11 protein-coding genes are annotated in these 16,830 nt (G+C 49.2%); 5 read left to right on the forward strand and 6 right to left on the reverse strand.

Features of this window, described 5'->3' with window-relative positions:
* Positions 1–40: 40 nt before the first annotated feature.
* The 5 genes from J7623_RS29355 (at position 41) to fucP (ending at position 6,021) form a co-directional block, all read left to right on the forward strand.
* A complete protein-coding gene (locus J7623_RS29355; RefSeq protein WP_291928111.1) occupies positions 41–814 on the forward strand; it encodes an SDR family oxidoreductase in 774 nt (257 codons plus the stop codon).
* A gap of 12 nt (positions 815–826) precedes the next feature.
* Positions 827–2,476 (forward strand): UxaA family hydrolase, encoded by a 1,650-nt coding sequence (locus tag J7623_RS29360; protein ID WP_291928113.1) that lies wholly within the window; start codon positions 827–829, stop codon positions 2,474–2,476.
* Positions 2,477–2,613: 137 nt separating this feature from the next.
* The gene (locus J7623_RS29365) at positions 2,614–3,846 is read left to right on the forward strand and encodes a DUF6786 family protein (protein WP_291928116.1); all 1,233 of its coding nucleotides are present in this window, start codon (positions 2,614–2,616) and stop codon (positions 3,844–3,846) included.
* A gap of 25 nt (positions 3,847–3,871) precedes the next feature.
* Positions 3,872–4,732 (forward strand): fumarylacetoacetate hydrolase family protein, encoded by an 861-nt coding sequence (locus tag J7623_RS29370; RefSeq protein ID WP_291928120.1) that lies wholly within the window; start codon positions 3,872–3,874, stop codon positions 4,730–4,732.
* A 20-nt stretch (positions 4,733–4,752) separates the two neighbouring features.
* The gene (gene fucP / locus J7623_RS29375; RefSeq protein ID WP_291928122.1) at positions 4,753–6,021 is read left to right on the forward strand and encodes an L-fucose:H+ symporter permease; all 1,269 of its coding nucleotides are present in this window, start codon (positions 4,753–4,755) and stop codon (positions 6,019–6,021) included.
* Between the two features lie 130 nt (positions 6,022–6,151).
* On the opposite strand, the gene J7623_RS29380 is transcribed toward fucP, so the two are convergent.
* The 6 genes from J7623_RS29380 to J7623_RS29405 form a co-directional block, all read right to left on the reverse strand.
* Positions 6,152–7,294 carry a hypothetical protein gene (locus J7623_RS29380; protein ID WP_291928124.1) on the reverse strand — a complete coding sequence of 381 codons (1,143 nt, stop codon included), beginning with the start codon at positions 7,292–7,294 and terminating at the stop codon, positions 6,152–6,154.
* Between the two features lie 19 nt (positions 7,295–7,313).
* Positions 7,314–9,113, reverse strand: coding sequence for a RagB/SusD family nutrient uptake outer membrane protein (locus tag J7623_RS29385; RefSeq protein ID WP_291928127.1), 1,800 nt, complete (start codon positions 9,111–9,113; stop codon positions 7,314–7,316).
* Between the two features lie 10 nt (positions 9,114–9,123).
* Positions 9,124–12,207: a TonB-dependent receptor gene (locus J7623_RS29390; RefSeq protein WP_291928130.1), complete on the reverse strand. Its 3,084-nt coding sequence runs from the start codon at positions 12,205–12,207 to the stop codon at positions 9,124–9,126.
* 108 nt (positions 12,208–12,315) lie between these two features.
* Positions 12,316–14,865 (reverse strand): GH116 family glycosyl hydrolase, encoded by a 2,550-nt coding sequence (locus J7623_RS29395; RefSeq protein ID WP_291928133.1) that lies wholly within the window; start codon positions 14,863–14,865, stop codon positions 12,316–12,318.
* A 221-nt stretch (positions 14,866–15,086) separates the two neighbouring features.
* Complete coding sequence (locus tag J7623_RS29400; RefSeq protein WP_291928137.1) at positions 15,087–15,809, reverse strand: metallophosphoesterase; 723 nt, start codon at positions 15,807–15,809, stop codon at positions 15,087–15,089.
* Between the two features lie 100 nt (positions 15,810–15,909).
* Complete coding sequence (locus J7623_RS29405; RefSeq protein WP_291928140.1) at positions 15,910–16,782, reverse strand: NmrA family NAD(P)-binding protein; 873 nt, start codon at positions 16,780–16,782, stop codon at positions 15,910–15,912.
* Positions 16,783–16,830: the final 48 nt, after the last annotated feature.

Here is a 16,830-nt window from a genome sequence, read left to right on the forward strand (position 1 = left end):
AATCCGTAATTCATAATTCGTAATTCGTAATTGAAAAAAAATGGATTTAGCCTTAAAAGATAAAGTCATCATCGTTACCGGTGGCGCCAAAGGAATTGGCGCTGCCATCACTTCCGTACTCGCACAGGAAGGTGCTTTCCCTGTTATTGTTGGCAGAAGTAAAGAAGATAACCTGCAACACCTTGCCTACATCGGTGGGAAAGGCGCACAGGTAGTAGCTGAACTCACCGACCCTGCCGCCTGCAAACAGGCCGTAGACGCTGTAGCAGCACAATACGGCCGTATAGACGGTCTTATTAACAACGCCGGCATCAACGATGGCATAGGATTAGAGCACGGCTCCTACGATGGGTTTATGCAATCGCTCCACCGCAACCTGGTACACTATTACCTCATGGCACATCACGCACTGCCTTTCCTGAAAACCAGCAAAGGCGCTATCGTGAACATCACTTCCAAAACCGCGGAAACCGGTCAGGGCAATACTTCCGCTTATGCCGCCGCCAATGGTGGCCGCAATGCACTGACCCGCGAATGGGCGGTAGAACTACTGCCTTACAGCATCCGTGTGAACGCCATTGTGGTGGCCGAATCCTGGACACCCCTCTATGAAAGCTGGATCAATACCTTTGAAGATAAAGCCGCCAAACTGGCCAGCATCGTGGAACGCATCCCACTGGAAAAACGCATGACCACACCGGAAGAAATTGCACAGATGGCCGTATTCCTGCTGTCTGAAAAATCCAGCCATACTACCGGGCAGCTCATTCATGTAGACGGCGGATACGTACACCTCGACAGATCGTTGCTATAAATTATTATCATCATGAAACAAACCACGTTAAAAATACATCCTGACGACAACGTATGGGTAGCCCTGCAAGATATTCCTGCTGGCACATCTGTTACCTGCGGCCAGGAAACTGTGACGGCTATACGTAATGTGGCCGCCAAACATAAGATAGCCGCCCAACCCATTGCCAAAGACGCTGCCATCAACATGTACGGCGTACTGGTAGGCATCGCCAACGAAGACATTCCCGCGGGAGAACTCATCACCACCCAAAATATACGCCACGCCTCTGGAAGTTTTTCTGTAAGCGGGGAACGCCACCAACACTGGGCTGCCCCCGATGTAACCCGGTGGCAACACCGCACGTTCAACGGCTACCACCGCAGCGATGGCCGCGTAGGCACCGGCAACTACTGGATCATCATCCCGCTGGTATTCTGTGAAAACAGGAATGTACAACTGCTACATGAAGTGCTGGTGAAAGAACTAGGCTATCGGAAGCAACCTACCTACGAAGCCATGTTGCAACAATTGCTACAGGACTTCCGCCAGGGTAAACCCACCGGTCCCGTAACAGCTACGGATTACACAACAGATGACATAGCGCCATTACGTACCTTCCCCAACATAGATGGTATTAAACTGCTCACTCATACCATGGGCTGCGGTGGTACTAAACAAGACGCACGTACGCTTTGTGGTATTCTCGCCGGTTATGTAACACATCCTAATGTGGCCGGTGCAACAGTGCTCAGTCTCGGTTGCCAGAATGCACAAATAGATATGCTGAAAGAAGAAATCGAAAAACGGGTGCCGGGATTTGACCGCACCGTGATTTACCTGGAACAACAACAAACCGGTTCCGAAAAAGTACTGATGACGCAAGCCATCCGGCAAACTTTCGAAGGGCTGGCCCAGGCCAATAGTTACCAACGTCAGCCTGCGCCACTCAGCAAATTGTGTATCGGCATGGAATGCGGCGGTTCCGACGGATTCTCCGGCATTTCCGCCAACCCGGCTGTTGGGCGTGTAGCCGACACCGTAGTGGCGTTAGGTGGCTCCGTCATCCTCTCGGAATTTCCGGAACTATGTGGTGTGGAACAGGAACTGAGCGATCGCTGTGTGAACACCGACCTGGCCACCCGCTATGTGCAACTGATGCGCGACTACGCCCGCAGCGCAGAAGCGGTAGGATCCGGCTTCGACTCCAACCCATCCGCCGGCAATATCCGCGACGGACTTATCACCGACGCCATCAAATCTGCCGGCGCTGCAAAGAAAGGCGGCTCCTCTCCTGTTACTGACGTCATCGACTATCCCGGATGGATACAGCGTCCTGGCCTGGCTTTATTATGCACGCCCGGCAGCGACGTGGAATCCACCACCGCAGAAGTAGGCGCAGGCGCCAACGTGGTATTATTCACCACAGGCCTCGGCACTCCTACCGGTAACCCGGTAACCCCTGTCATTAAACTATCTACCAACAGCAAACTCGCCGCTAAAATGCCGGACATCATCGACCTGGATACCGGTGCTATCATCAGCGGAGATGCTTCGCTGGATGATGTGGCAGCGGATATACTGGAACTCGTGATTGCCACCGCCAGCGGGGAATACCAGACAAAGGCACAACAGCTTGGACAGGATGATTTTATTCCGTGGAAACGGGGAATCTCGCTCTAGCTGTTAGCTATTAGCTAAGGTGGAGGAATGTAGCGGATAGATGATATGAAGAGAGAAGATGGGGTTATGCTTTTTGCTTTCGGCTTTATGCTTTATGCTTAACTTTTATAAGAATTATCCATTTTAATTCCATTGATATGAAATCCATTTTTATCTCCGGTTGCCTGGCTGTTACGCTGGCAGCCTGTAACGGGCCGGGCGCCTCGCATGAACAAAATAATATGAAACCGGTCAACTTTGGTGAAGACGTTAGCTTCCTGCAAAAGCATCTCAACAATGTAGTGGTACTCAAACATGCCGACGATAGCGGCAGTGTGGTAGTTACCGGCGATTACCAGGCAAGGGTAATGACCAGCACCACGGGCGGCAGCGCCGGCAGAAGCTTTGGCTGGATCAACTACCACCTGGTTGCTGCACAAAAATTTGCACCGCATATCAACGCCTTCGGCGGAGAAGAACGTTTCTGGCTGGGACCGGAAGGCGGTCAGTATGCGCTGTTCTTTCCTCCGGGGAAATCATTTGATTTCGCCAACTGGCAAACGCCAGGGCTGATCGATACGGCACATTATGCCCTCACAGCACAATCTGATACCGCAGTAAGCTACCAGCAGGATGGCATCTTACAAAATTATTCCGGCAGTACGTTCAAAATACATATCAACAGGAGTATACACCTCCTGGGAAGCCCTGATATACAAAGCAGGCTGGGATTTGCACCTCCTGCAGGTATTAAAAGCGTGGCCTATGAAACGGATAATACCGTGACTAACAGCGGCGACAGCGCCTGGCAGGAACAAAAAGGATTGCTCAGTATCTGGCTGCTGGGTATGTTCAAACCTTCAGATCAAACGGCTATTGTAGCACCTTTCCAGGCTATTCCCAATGCAGCCTCACATATCACTGATGATTACTTCGGAAAAATTCCGCCGCAAAATCTCCTCGTAAAAGACAGCCTGTTGCTGTTCCGCGCCGATGGCAAAGCCCGCGGCAAACTGGGCTTGTCGCCACTGATCGCGAAAAGAGGCGCCGGTAGCATAGACCTTGAAAATAACACGCTGACCGTATTATTCTACGAAGTAGTACCGCAGGGCCGCTACGTAAATTCAAAATGGGAGCAGCAAAAAGAACCGTTTAAAGGCGATGCCGTTAACTGTTACAACGATGGCCCTTTAGCCGACGGATCGCAAATGGGGCCGTTTTATGAAGTAGAATCTTCTTCAGATGCACGCGCCCTGAAACCAGGTGAATCCCTGCGTTATCAACAGGTGACCATGCACTTTGAAGGCGACCGCAAAGCCCTGGAAGCTATGGTAGCGCAGCTTTGGCAACTATCATTACAAGACGTGCAGAATTTCCTGCATCATAAATAATATTCTCCACCGCAAATACTATCACATGGACATCATCCGCATCTATAAGACCTCTGCTGCCTTGCTGGTTGCGCACCAGGACCAGTACTATACGGTAGCTGCCAACTGGAATACGTATGTCAACAGAACCGGCCTGTTTGATTATGTACTGGCCGACATTAAAGGCAAAACACCGGTACCCGCCGCCATCGCAGAACAGTTGCTGGCCGCCGACCTGCTGCCACCTATTGGAGCACAGGAGGTGTGGGCAGCCGGTGTTACCTACTATCGTAGCCGTACTGCGCGCATGGAAGAATCAGAGATATCCGGCGGCGCTACCTTTTATGATAAAGTGTATGTAGCTGAAAGACCGGAACTATTCTTCAAAGCCACGCCGCACCGTGTTTCTGGTCATGGACAAACGGTGTACATCCGCGAAGATTCTTCCTGGGATGTACCGGAACCGGAGCTCACGCTGTTCATCAGCAGTCAGGGTACCATTGAAGGCTATACGATTGGTAACGATATGAGCTCCCGCAGTATTGAAGGAGAAAATCCGCTGTACCTGCCGCAGGCAAAAGTATATGAAAAGTGCGCCGGCCTTGGGCCCTGCCTGATGGTGCCCAGCGTACCTATTCCGCCGGACACCGTCATCAACATGTCTATTTACCGCAACGATGAAGTACAATATACGGACAGTGTGCCTATCAGCCAGATGAAACGCAGCCACCAAGAGTTAGTGAATTTCCTGTACAAAGGATGTGCATTCCCGGAAGGTTGCTACCTGATGACAGGCACCTGCCTCGTACCGGATAACAGCTTCACCTTACAGGATAACGATCGCGTAGAAATCAGTATAGATCATATTGGCAGGTTGGTGAATGAAGTACAAACCTTCCGGCTATAACCCACTATCAAACCCACTTTATGGATTCCACTATGATTGATGTAAAGACAGGGGCCACTGCGGCTCCTTCGGGCAACCATTCCCTGAAAGTTGCTTCTGTACTTATTATCAGCCTTTTCTTCCTGTGGGCACTTACCGGTAATCTCATTCCTGTGCTCATTCCTCACCTGAGAAAGGCCTGCCAGCTGAATGATTTTCAATCGGCCTTCATTGATGCTGCCTACTGGATCAGTTACTTTTTCTTTGCGCTACCTGCCGCGTGGCTCATGCGTAAGTGGAGTTACAAAACAGGCATCATCACCGGGCTGTTAATTGCCGCCACCGGCGCGGTATTATTTTTCCCGGCGGCAGAATGGCGCTCGTTTGGAATGTTCCTGTTTGCATTATTCCTGGTGGCTGCCGGCATGACGTTCCTCGAAACGGCTGCCAACCCGTATATCACGATAATGGGATCGCCGGAAACGGCAGTGCAGCGACTCAACTTCGCACAGGCTTTTAATGGGCTGGGGGCTTTTGTAGCAGCCTTTTTTCTCAGTAAAGTAATCCTCTCCGGTAAAGAGTTTACACATGAACAGTTGAACAGTATGCAGCCGGAGGTGCTCAATGCCTACCTGTTGTCCGAAGCCCGTTCCGTGCAGGTGCCTTACCTGGTGATTGCGGGAGTGTTGGTGCTCACCGCCATCCTGTTTATGGTAGTACGTTTTCCGCCTATACAAGAAGAACATAGCGATGGCCTGCAAATCAACTTTCGTGTATTCAGGCACGCGCATTTTCGCTGGGGCGTGCTGGCACAATTTGCGTATGTAGGCGCACAGGTATGTATTTCCAGCTTCTTTATCCGTTATGCCGGTTATAGCGGGCATATGCCGGAAAAGGAAGCCACCACCCTCCTCGGTATCCTGCTGTTGTGTTTTATGTTGGGAAGATATGCGGGTACTTTCTTCATGCGGAAAATTGCGCCCCGTCGTTTATTGTTGTGGTATAGCATCGCTTGTGTATTACTACTGTGTTATAGTGTAGGCGTTGGCGGTAGAACAGGCGTATACCTGCTGCCGGCGGTTGAGTTTTTTATGTCGATCATGTTCCCTACTATTTTTTCATTGGCGATTCATGATTTAGGCAATGAAACCAAATCGGCATCTGCCTTCCTCGTGATGTCTATTGTTGGCGGCGCCTTAATACCGCTGGGTTTGGGAGCAGTGAGTTACTACAGCAATGTGCAGTTGGGATATATCGTGCCGCTGATTTGCTTTGTGGTAGTGGGATATTATGCGTGGCAGAAAGCATAAAGCAGAAAGCAGAAAGCAGAAAGCTATTATAGCGAGTGATTAAAGCGGATTATTATTCGCAAACTTCACTCGCTATAATAGCTTTATGCTTTCTGCTTTTAGCTTTCTGCTCCTTTGAACAATGCGACGGCTATTCCAATAACAACTGTGCAATCGTTTTACGTGTGAGGCCAAAATAAAATTGCTGGCCGCTGCGATATGGTTGTCTTAATTCAAAGTTTTCGAAAGAAGGGCCACCGGGAATATTGATATATGCGGATGGATCTCCATTGCCTCCGCCCCAGTATTTGGCCCGTCCGTTCACTCTTGCCTGCAACGAATGATCTACGTGTGTAGCTGCTACCCGCCAGTATTGTACCAGTTTATAGAAAGGGCGATAACGCCAGCCCCACCTGGCTGTATAGGCCGGCGTTTCCGGCCAGGCAGATAATTCATTGAGTGTTTCATCCGGCGCCGCCATTACGATGACATCACCGCTGTGATTGTGTAATAATTGTGGTAACGGGTAGGCAGCCTTCTCTATAAAATTAATATCCTGGTAACCTGCATATAATTTCCGTGCGTTCACAACGGTATCTTCCAGGTACAAATTCCTTAAACGGGAATAGTTCCCCATGGTAGCAGAAACGCCGCAACGTTCCATGGTAGCGCTACCCGGCTGATGAAACACTTCTATACACAGCTCTTCCGGCCGGTTGCTATGGATGCTGAGTCGCAGATACGGATGCGCCCCGTTGATGAATTTCTCCATAAAAACATACAGGTACAAGATGGTATTTCCCGGATGTTGGGTATCGGTAATAACCTGGCTCAGTGTATCCGTAACAACAATGCCCCGCGTACCTGCGGCGGCTGAAAACTTTGCCGGATCGGCTGTTTCACCGGCCCACATCAGTTTGCCCCATTTGCCATCAACCTGCGAAGGTGATATTTCGCTGAACTCCATGTTGCCATTTACCACCGGCTCAATGGCGATGTAGTTGATATGGTAAACAATATTTTTCCATTCATAACCGATTCGCAGCAATCCCCGCGGACCGCCATCATTGCCGGGCCGGGGATTTTCTATAGCGGCAGGCCAGAGCGCTACTACTATACCGTTGCGGATGCCCCATACCGGCGGACTTTCGGCATGGTCGGGTCGTATCCATTCGGTAGTGCCTTGTTGTGCAAAGAGCATTGCCGGTAGTAATAAAATACTAACGGCAATGCACCAACTGAAAACCCGTCTGTATAGCCCGCTGATACAGCGGGGGTAAATGGCGTTTATCATCTTACAAAAACTAAATAGTTTACCAGCCCGGGTTCTGCACCAGGTTGGGATTTTTATTGATCTCCGTTTGTTGTAACGGCCATAAATAATGCTTAGGCGATACAAACACCCGTTTTTCTATGACGGTTCTTTTATAAAAATTATCGTCGTTGAGTGCCGCGCCGGCGCCAATGTTCATGCCGTGAATGGCTTTATTGTCTATGTCACCGGCGGTTTTCCAGCGATGGGTATCAAAGTAGCGGTGCGTTTCAAAAGCCAGTTCAATGCGACGCTCATGATGAATACGTTCCCGCATTTCATGCTGCGATAAGCCGGCAGGCAGTGCAGGCAAACCGGACCGGTCACGGATCGCGTTTACATATTGGTACACATCTGCTACCGGGCCATCTGCTTCATTGAGCGCTTCTGCATAGTTTAAATATACTTCGCCCAAACGATAATAAATCCAGGTATTTAATGAAAACCTGTTTTGAAAAATATCGGAGGTAGGGTTCACCATTTTCTTCATCAGGTAGCCGGAGATGCAGTAATCGGAACCGGCTCTCCTTCTGCCGTCCAGCCCTTCGTTCCAAAATTGTATGCCACGCCCCTTCCAGGTGGCGCCGTTAAAATTAATACTGGCATAAAAGCGTGGTTCCCGTTTCACGTACATGTTCCGTACTCCCGCGGGGTAATAATCTTTTGGATGCTTATCAGCTACATAGCCCGTTTCCACGTATCCTGACGCCGCATTGATAACCGGTGAACCATCCGGCTGGTAACCGGTAATAGGGCGCAGGCCGTTCTCCATTTCATAGTCATCTACCAGTTCCTGGGTAGGGCAAAAAATGGAGTAACCACCGTAGCTGATAGGGTTGCTGCAACGTTCAAAATGTGAGTGTTCGCCGGCGTTGCGGGCAAACAATACTTCTGCATTATTCCGTTCAATAAATATTTCCTGGTAATTGCGCACCGGGTCGTTGGAAGCGGAGCGATACAATTTATAGCCATTGGCTTCTGTTCCGTCTATACAAGCTTTGGCGGCTACTGCGGCGGCTCTCCATCTTTCTTTATCAAAAGATGGAAAAAGCGAAGTACCGTCTTTGTCTTTGATCCCCATGTAATCAGGGTTGCCATTCCATAAAGGACTGGCCATGTACAGTAACGCCTGTGCCTTTAACGCCATAGCGGCGGCTTTGGTAACGCGGCCATATTTATCAGGCGTCACGGTCCAGTCGAGCAGCCCGGCAGATTTATCGCATTCTGATGTGATAAATCCTATCACTTTATCGATTGGTGCACGACGGATTTTCGTATAGTCTTCATTGAGCGTATAGGCATGATCCGCGATGGGTATAGGTCCATACACACGGGCCAGCATAAAATGAAAGAAGGCTCTTAAAAAGGTAGCTTCCCCGATCCATTTTTTGCGGTCTTCTTCCGGCATAGGCACCTGTGCTACATTTTCCAAAAAGATATTGGTTTTGCGAATGCCTTCGTACATATATCCCCAGATATCGGGGAAGTAGTCGTTGGAACTCCAGGCGCCTGAATTCAGCATATGTGAATAGGCGCCGAGGAAAGTAATCTCCATTTCGTCGCAGGCGCCGGTAAAGGGATTGCGCTGGTCCCAGTCGGCAGCACCCAACATTACCGGGATATTGCTGTAAGCGGAAGTGAGAAATGATTCGGCAAACTTCCTTTCTGAAAAAACCTTTTTAATATCCAGGTCTTCGTCCGGTGCTTTTTTCAGGTAAGTCTTTGTACAGGATGGCAACAGCAGCATGCCCAGTAAAAGCACACAAAGCTGTTTTGATAAGCGGGCAAATATATTTTTCATCATGAATGAATTAAAAGGTGAGCTGAGTACCGAAATTCACACTGCGCTGCAACGGATATCCACCGGTACCATATTCTGATTCCGGATCTATGGCTTTTATTTTATCCCAGGTCATGAGATTAAACCCGTTGACGAATATTCGTATTCCTTCCGGACCCGCCCTGCGTCCTTGTTTCAGGTGAATGTTGTAAGCCACTTCGGCACTTTTCAGGCGCAGGTAAGCTGCATTTTGCAGGAACATGGTGGAGGTACGGTTGTTGTTCGGATTTTGCAACGGGGATACCCGTGGATATTTAGCGTTCGGATTGCCTGGTGTCCAGCGGTTATCGTAGTATTCATGCAGGATATTAAATGTGCCGAGTCCCATGGCGAAAGCGTACATAGAGGGGCCGTCCACAAAGAGACTGGCCTGCGCAGCGCCTGTGAAAAAGAAGCTGAGTTCAAATCCTTTGTAGCCAAAGCTGGCGCCGGCCCCGTATACTATTTGCGGCGTGCGTGGATAGCCAATAGGTACGCGGTCATAATCATCAATGATGTTATCACCGTTCTTATCTTCATATTTAATATCACCCGGGCGTACCTGCTCCATGAAAGTTTGTTTAGGGCTTTTGTCGATGTCCGCCTGATCTTTGAAAAAGCCCAGCGCCACCAGCCCCATTGGCTGATCGATGGGTTGTCCTACAAACGACTGGTAAGCATATTTTGGGATGGGATCGTCGTTCTGCGTACAGATACTACGGGCATAGGTAAACGTTCCGCGGATGTTGTAGAAGAAGCCGCTGCGGGTAGTCCGTTTTACTTCCAGTAACGCATCTACCCCGCTGTTTCTTGCTTTACCGAGATTGGCATAAGGAAGAATACCGGGGAAGTAACCGGTTACCCGTGGAATGACCCCTCGTTGAATTAAAATGCCGGTCCTGTTTTCTTTGAAGCCATCTACCTGCAGTGTGATGGCGCCGTTGAATAATTCAAGATCGAGCCCGAGGTTCGCTTTGTTGGCTACTTCCCAGGTGACGTCATTATTGCCCAGTTGCGCTTCATCAAATCCATCGTACACCCGTTGGTTATCGCCAAATAGATAGTCCTGCCCGTTGCGGTTAATAGTGGTGAGGAACAGGAAGCGCCGGGTGTCTGTACCGATGCTGATTTGATCGTTACCCACCTGGCCATACGAACCCCTGATTTTGAGGTTGGAGATGGCTTTGATGGACCAGAAATTTTCATTGCTGATCACCCAACCAGCGGATACTGACGGGAAGAAACCATATTGTTTTCCTTCGGGGAAATTTTCAGAGCCGTTGTAGCCCGCATTCACTTCCGCGAGGTAACGGTTTTTAAAATTATAGGTCAGCCGGCCGGCGAGGCCCTGGCGGCGGTAAGGCAGGTTATTGATGGTACTGTTGGCGGTCAGGTCAATATATTCCCGGCGGTTGCCGAGGAGCATACCTGTTACGTTGTGGGCGCCAAAGCTGCGGTTATAGTTAACGGCTAACTCCGTATATACGGCACGGTTAGCCCGGTTGATGACCCGGTATCCCATGGGTTGTTCCTCCCGGATAATGGCGTATTGGTCGTTGCCGTTATTGTCTTTGCCGCGGTATTGCTGAATGGCGTACTGCTTATTTCTTTCTGTGGAAGCGAAGTAAGTATGATCATAGGAGAACATGCCCCGCACGGATAGTCCTTCTGTCACAAGCGACGACAAATCCCATTTACCACTGAAAGTACCTTGCAGCGTATTCATATCCTGCCGGGTGTAGCCGGCGCGGGTAACGAGTCCCCAGGGATTATTCTGCAGGTAGGAAGTAGAGGCGCCGGCAATGGAGTTATCCGGGTTTACTTTTGGATAGTTAATGGGAGATGTGATTTTCAGTGCGTCAAAAATATCAGGGGCGCGGGTGCCCGGGTAGTTGCCTTGCTGGATAACCCCGCCAACGCCCAATTCCAGGCTAATGGTTTTGGATACGTTGATATCTACATTGGACCTGAAGTTATAGCGCTTCATCTGCGCATTGGTTTTATAGGCATTGGCCGGGTCCTGTTTATAAATGCCATTTAAAATCGTATAGCCGACATTGGTATAGTATTTTATGATTTCGTTACCGCCGGTTACACTGAGGTTGTTGATACTTTGAAAAGTATTTTTTTTCAGCACGGCGTCCGTCCAGTTCACATCCGGGTAGAGATAGGGATCGGAATGATCTTTAAATTTCTGTAGTTCTTCCGATGTGTATTTTAAGGGAAGATTATCATTACTCAGCGCTTCATTCACTAAGCCTGCATATTCAGCGCCGTTGATATAATTGGGCAGGCGTAGTGCCGTGAGCGTAGCATTTTCCGTACGAAATACCACTGCCGGCTTTCCGACCTTTCCTCTTTTGGTGGTGATGAGGATAACGCCGTTGGCGCCTCTTACGCCGTAGACCGCGGTAGCAGAAGCATCTTTGAGGATAGAGAAGCTTTCGATTTCCTGGGTGTTGAGGTTATTGATATCCCGCTCTACGCCATCAACGAGGATCAGCGGGCTTCTGTTGGCCCAGGTGCCGAAGCCCCGGATAAATACGGCGGCGCCGTCGTAGCCGGGTTCACCAGAACTCTGGCGGGTGATGATGCCAGGCATGCTGCCGGCTAAGGCATTCGACAAGGAAGGTGTGGCAATGCGTTGCAGGTTATTCACCGGCACGCTGGAGATGGCGCCGGTAACGGAAATTTTCTTTTGTTTACCAAATCCCACCACTACTACATCTCCTAAAGTGCTGGACTGTTGCTTCAGGGCAACGTTGATTTCTGTTTGATTGCCGACGGGTATCAACTGTGTTTCATAGCCTACATAGGTAAATACCAGTGTTACATTTTGTTCTACTTTAATGGCATAGGTACCATCGGGATAGGTAGTAGTGCCTACAGGTGTACCTTTCACCACTACATTCACTTCTGCCAGGGGCTTGCCAGTGGCAAATGCGGTGACTTTTCCCGTGATCACTTTTTGTGCAGATAAGGTGTAAATGCTGCTGAAAAAAAAGAACAGGAAGCTCCACCCTGATTTTGTGACAGATCGTGGCATGGGTGGTCTTCCTTGCAGGGAAGCTTTCATAAACGTGTGGATTTTGGTGATTTCGTTTACTTAATCGTTTAAGCAACCATTGATTAAAGCCTGTTTAACATAAAAGCCTGCCTGATGAACCGGTGAAAAGGGTGTGTATTATGCGGATAACAGTATTTTCTTTCCATTCACGATCGCGTGGGTAGCGGGAATAGTGCCATACGCTACTTGTAGCGACGGAACACCTTTTTTCCAACTCACAGTACCAAAGCCTTTTTCCGTGGCCAGGAAACTGCTAAAATCGCCGATGCGGGAGTCGATGTGCAACACATTGTCTACCGCATCGTAGCGCAGGCCGGTGAGTCCCTGCAGCAATCCGTAGCTGGACAGGGCCCGCGCATACCAGTGACCACATTCGTATTCATTGAAGGGATTGCGCACGGTGCCATCGTAGCGTTGGCGACAGGCTCTTACAATCTCCAGTCCCTTTGCTACTTCTCCATGAAACATCAGGTGGGAAGCTACCTGGTATTCGATACCGGTCCATACTTCATTGCTGTATACAAACGGCAGCGAGAGCATACCTCCTTTGGGCCAGGAGCATAGCAATAGTCCGCCTTCATTGCCGAGGGCATAAGTAGAGCGTTGCGGGTTCACATGCTGGCTTAAATCTTTCTTCAGGTTGTAGCGATGTACGGCGAGTAAATGACTTTTCGTTTTTGCCGGATCTGCGGGTTCGTTCATGCCGCATACGCGTGCCATCCAGCCGCCGAGGATACCATCTGACAGGCAGCCTTCACCGTATTGATATTTAGGTCCTTCTTTTTTCAGCAGTGCAATGGCTTCATCCGCATATTGCGTACTGAAAGATTGTGCCTTCACCGGGTCTGGTGCATTGAGTCCCGTCCACTGAATTTTTTGTATGAAGTATTCACCGTTGTAGAGCGAAGTTTCCAGTTGTTGTTTACCTTTCTCATAGAGGGCCATGTAAGAGGATACATCTTTGCTCAATGCAGTACCCATCAATGCAAATGCCTGCAAAGCGCCCAGGTAGAAACTGGTGCACATACCGGTGGCGCCCCAGAATTCAATATCATAAGTATTATGATGTGGCTCTTCTACCACTCCTTTGCCACGGGGATCCCAGGTGCGGATGCAATAATCCATGCTCACTTTCACCAAGGGATACATTTCCTGCAGCCAGGCGGTATCGCCGCTGATGCGCCATTCGCGGTATACTTTCATGATACCGCCGAGTTGTCCATCTGCGGCAGCGTGGAAGTTATGCACCAGCGGAGAAATGGGCATGTTGGCGCGGAAGCCCTGGTGTCCTTCGTTATTTTGATTTTCATGGAATTCAGTGTAGCGTAAACTTCTTTCCAGGCGTGGGAATAAATGCGGTACTGCCTGCGCATAATTCCATACATGCGTGCACGTACCATGACAACTCCCCCAGTTATCGCCGGAGCCTTCCCAGCACCAGAAGCGGCCATCGTATTGGCGCATGACGGTAGCTGATTTCAGAATGGTGAGGTTAGCGGCTACTGCTTCCACTACTTCAGGAGGTAAGCTGCTTTTATAAAAAGTATTGGTAAACAAAGCGGTTTTCGTATAGAGGTCGGCGTAGTTCTTCTTCCAGTAATCTGTTACTTCACCTATATTTTTAAACCGGTTGCTGTACCAGGGTTTGTAATAGTTGCCGAAGGTGCTGGTAGCGTTATCGCCTATACGTAGTTTGGAGTCTGGTACGTACCAGGCCATCATCAGGCGGATGACTTTCTTTTCGCCGGGCTTCAGTTGAAACGGTACGAAGAGAGAGGCACCTGGCGCATCTTTGTCGACCGGAGGCGTACTGCGCGTGTTGCCATCTTTCAAAGTATTCCATACCATGGTCAATGGATCAAACCAGCCACCACGGAACCAGCAGTGATCAACCACGGTCCCGGGTTCCGTGGTAAAAATGGCGAAGTGGCCTTGTTTCTCCGCCGCATGCTCCGTTGCTTCCTGCGACAATATAAACCCATTGGGCATGGCTTTCACCGTATGCAGGGTATCGGCCTGCCGCATAAAATTGCGGGCATTATAAGAGAAGATGCAGCTTTCTGTTTTGCTGCTGGTATTGGTGAAATGATATTCCAGTGCGCCTACCGGCATGCTGGCATGATCTTCATCGCCAGGAATGAAAGGACTCCAACCTTTAATGGCCACTTGCACGGGCATCGTAGCATCTTTCAACTGGATATCCGCAAATGGGAAGCGTGCTTTCATGGTGGCTTCCTTAAAGCGTGGTAGTCCCCAGGTAGCGCCACCAGTGCCTCCCAGGCCGGCATCGCGTTGGCCGAATTTTTTCCAGTCGGGCACCGCACCTTCCAACACACGTGCTGTACCGCCTTTGATGCTGATGGCAGCAAACATGGCGGGTTCGTAAAACATTTCCGGGTTGTGCCGGATAGACATATGAGAGATGGCGCCTGTGCCTTCCAGGCAAAACATGCCGGCGCCAATACCGCCGATGGGAAAGGCGATGCGATTATTGTATTTTCCTGTATAGGTATCGTTAAAGCGGTGGCCGCTCTCCGGTGTGGGTTTACCTGATGCTGCTTCTTCTTCGGAAGACTTTCCCAAAGCTATTACCGGCAGTGCAGAAATACCGAAGCATGCTACGCCCATATTTCTCAGAAAAGAACGTCGGTTGTTACTTTTTTTCATGTACATGTTATTTTATAAAAGCTGCCGGCAGATATGTAATGCCGGGCTGTTGAATTCGATACATAGGTTGCCCCAAAGCTGGCGTGCACGCTACTTCATTCCTGTTTTTCATATCCGTGGCCGTCATTTGCTTAAACGTTTAAGCAAATGAACAATAAAAAAAATTACTTTATGCAATGAAACTAAAATAATTTATTTGAGCATCCAAATTTTTTTTGTGATCAGGATCGTTGTTTGAGCATTACTTCGGTATCAATACCATCATCATTGATTTCAATAATCCGGTAACCGAAAAATTTGTGGTCCATTTCGAGTGTGGCGGCGTCTTTTACAAACTGCACAGAAACAGCGGGAGTCACATACTGTTGAATATGGCCCTGGGTTTGTTCATCGTCGAGGTGCAGATGTCCGCAGAAGATGTATACGTTGTTCGGGTGCTGCTGCAATACGGCGGCAATATCATCGCGGCCTTTGAGTGGGAAAGCACGGTCTACTTCCGCATTCACACCAAGTATAGGATGATGTACAAACAGGATTACTTTTTTATTGGTTTGCATTTCCTGTTTGAACCATTCCAGTTGTGCCGCGCTGATTTCTTCAGCGGAGGAGTCCAGGAAAATATGTTTGTAGCCGTTGTGTTCCTCGGAGTAATACATCTCCTCCCTGCCTGATGGCAAAGGATTGTAGTAAGTGATGACTTCTTTGAATTTGTCGTGGTTACCCAGCGTGAGCTTCACACTACCGGCGTATTGGCGCAGCAGGTCGAAGGTAAAAGTATGCGACGCTTTATCGCCTATATCGCCACCAATCACTACGTTTTTGATACCGGCGGCATGTACTTCCTGCAACATATTTTTCATGTCTTCCCTGACGTTTACAGGGAAATTAGCGAGCCCGGCTTCATCCAGATGGGGGTCAGTAATGTAGGCGATCACATTTTTCATATGAGTGGATTATGATTAAATATAAGGATTCCTTTGCGAAAAAAAACAGACAGCCGACCCACATTATTGTGGATTGGCTGTCTATTTAAATTTTCTGGTTTTACTTAAACCAGGCGGCATAGTCCTGCACAAAAGCTTCCGCGGTACGTGCCGGTTTCTGAAGAATATCTGACACCGCACTACTTACCAATGCGGCGTCTCCATTACGCTGCACTTCCGCGTATGCCATAAACGTTTGCACTCCCCAGGGAGGTAATCCTTTCTGCTCCAGCCGTTGCCGGCCTTCTTCCAACGTGAGCGGAATATAAGTCACGGGGCCCGCTGCCACTGCACTCAGCATGGTTGCCAATTGGGCATAATTGATGGCCTCTCCACCTGTAAGCATATACGTATTACCTGCATGATCCGCCGGTGCTTTCAAAATCGTACCCGCCACTTCTGCAATGTCTCTCAGATCAATATATGCCCGCTTCCCATCGCCGGTAGCTTCCTCGATAGTACGCTGCGATTTCACCCGCTGAGAAAATTCTCCTAACCAGTTTTGCATAAAACCGGTAGGCCGCAATATTGTCCACAGAATACCGGCCGCTTTCAGGTAGTCTTCTACAGCGCCATGTGACGCCGCAATAGCAGAACTGCCTATGCTGCTACCCACCGCGGCCGAAGAGAGTTTCACGATGTGTGCAACTCCGGTTTCCACCGCCACCTGGATAACCTGTTGCTGTTCTGTCACGAAATGATTGCCCATGGCCGATGACAGGAACACCGCATTACTATGATCCATCGTTTTATATAAACTGTCTTTATCAAACATATCTGCAACTACCCATTCCACAAAAGGCAGTGCTACTGCCTTACTTTTATCACGCGTCACGGCAATAGCCGGGATACCTTCTGCCGACAGAAAATTGAGCAATGCACTACCTATCTTTCCGGTAGCACCAAATACAGTGACATACTGATTGTTTTCCATTTTATTGATTTAATTTAGTAAGCCAAAGTTAGCCGCCTGTTGCCCCCA

This window comes from Chitinophaga sp. (genome assembly GCF_017745275.1).
Lineage (GTDB): Bacteria > Bacteroidota > Bacteroidia > Chitinophagales > Chitinophagaceae > Chitinophaga.

Coding starts and splice junctions, on each gene's coding strand:
- J7623_RS29355 (WP_291928111.1), top strand. CDS start 41: ATGGATTTAGCCTTAAAAGATAAAGTCATCATCGTTACCGGTGGCGCC.
- J7623_RS29360 (WP_291928113.1), top strand. CDS start 827: ATGAAACAAACCACGTTAAAAATACATCCTGACGACAACGTATGGGTA.
- J7623_RS29365 (WP_291928116.1), top strand. CDS start 2,614: ATGAAATCCATTTTTATCTCCGGTTGCCTGGCTGTTACGCTGGCAGCC.
- J7623_RS29370 (WP_291928120.1), top strand. CDS start 3,872: ATGGACATCATCCGCATCTATAAGACCTCTGCTGCCTTGCTGGTTGCG.
- fucP (WP_291928122.1), top strand. CDS start 4,753: ATGGATTCCACTATGATTGATGTAAAGACAGGGGCCACTGCGGCTCCT.
- J7623_RS29380 (WP_291928124.1), bottom strand. CDS start 7,294: ATGATAAACGCCATTTACCCCCGCTGTATCAGCGGGCTATACAGACGG.
- J7623_RS29385 (WP_291928127.1), bottom strand. CDS start 9,113: ATGAAAAATATATTTGCCCGCTTATCAAAACAGCTTTGTGTGCTTTTA.
- J7623_RS29390 (WP_291928130.1), bottom strand. CDS start 12,207: ATGAAAGCTTCCCTGCAAGGAAGACCACCCATGCCACGATCTGTCACA.
- J7623_RS29395 (WP_291928133.1), bottom strand. CDS start 14,865: ATGAAAAAAAGTAACAACCGACGTTCTTTTCTGAGAAATATGGGCGTA.
- J7623_RS29400 (WP_291928137.1), bottom strand. CDS start 15,809: ATGAAAAATGTGATCGCCTACATTACTGACCCCCATCTGGATGAAGCC.
- J7623_RS29405 (WP_291928140.1), bottom strand. CDS start 16,782: ATGGAAAACAATCAGTATGTCACTGTATTTGGTGCTACCGGAAAGATA.